We start from the raw sequence: 1,232 nt of genomic DNA, 5'->3' as shown, positions 1-1,232 counted from the left end.
GTCACAGACGCAAAGCTCTCCAATGCAGCACTTGAGAGCCTGTCAGAGTATAGCTTTCCAGGAAATGTACGAGAACTGGAAAATATCATCGAAAGAGCATTCACACTGTGTGAAGACAATATCATTGAACTTGGAGATCTGGACTTAAGCGCCGATTCAGCCGAAACGGGCCCAGATATCCAAAGCCCTTCTAATACTCAAGCGCCACCACAAACGACACACCGGATAGCGCAAGAACTGGGTAGCCGGGAACAAAACTCTGGCGCAGCTAAAGCAGGGATATCAGCGAGGCCTCCAGAACAGTCACTGGAAGACTATTTGGAAGAAATCGAACGGTATGAAATTGAACAAGCCCTAGCCGCCACAAAATGGAACCGGACGGCGGCTGCAAAAATGCTGGGAATTAGTTTTAGAGCCCTGCGCTATCGGCTGAAGAAGCTTGAGCTAGATTAGCTTCAAACTCTTATCAAAGGGTTATACGGTTCACTCGGTATAGGCGTCGATTCACCACTAACAATAGCGCTGAGTAAGGCAACCGAAGCGGGTGCGAGCACCAAGCCATTGCGATAGTGGCCGGCATTGATATAAAGGTTGTCAAACTCCTTCATTTGGCCAATATAGGGAATGCCATCTGGTGAGCCTGGGCGTAGACCCGACCAATGCGCACTGATAGGGCAGGAGGCCAAGCCTGGGAAGAGGTCTATCGCCATATCTGCCAATTCCTCTTTTGCTTGTTCCGTTGTGCGCTTATCAAAGCCGACGTCTTCCAGAGTACTACCTGCCAGTACCTTTCCGTCTCTACGTGGAATCACATACTTACCGTTGTTCATCACAACCCGGTTGACCAGGCCAATAGGCGCATCAAAAATTAACATTTGCCCTTTAACCGGCTTAACCTCAATACCATCATTTTTTGCGACACTGCGACTCCAGGCACCACTACAAATGACGACGGCATCAGCTCTATGCTCATCACCATTATGCAACTTAACGCCATCAAGTTTGTCTTTATTCGTCAGAAACGATGAGACTTCAGCGCCCTCATGAATAGTTACTAAGGGGTTACGCTGCAAAGAGGTATACAAAGCCTGCAGTAAACGAGGGTTACGGATACTGGAAACTTGAGACATCCACAAACCATCTTTAACACCTTCACGCAAAGCAGGCTCAAGCTCATAGATTTTCTCAGCATCTACTGTTTCCATCCATTTATGATGCTCTTCAGACCACTT

At 47.8% G+C, this 1,232-nt stretch carries 2 protein-coding genes; one reads left to right on the top strand and one right to left on the bottom strand.

Annotation, left to right across the window (positions count from 1 at the left end; genetic code table 11):
• A partial coding sequence (locus A3766_RS32475; protein WP_304440936.1) for a helix-turn-helix domain-containing protein occupies positions 1 to 453 on the top strand: 453 nt, incomplete at its 5' end.
• A 2-nt stretch (positions 454 to 455) separates the two neighbouring features.
• Here the strand turns inward: A3766_RS32475 and A3766_RS06975 are convergent.
• On the bottom strand, positions 456 to 1,232 hold a 777-nt coding region (locus tag A3766_RS06975; protein ID WP_068641991.1), incomplete at its 5' end, for an FAD-binding oxidoreductase.

The sequence above is a fragment of the Oleiphilus sp. HI0132 genome (genome assembly GCF_001635845.1).
Note: the sequence above shows the minus strand (reverse complement) of the source record. Positions and strands in the feature narration are given on the sequence as shown.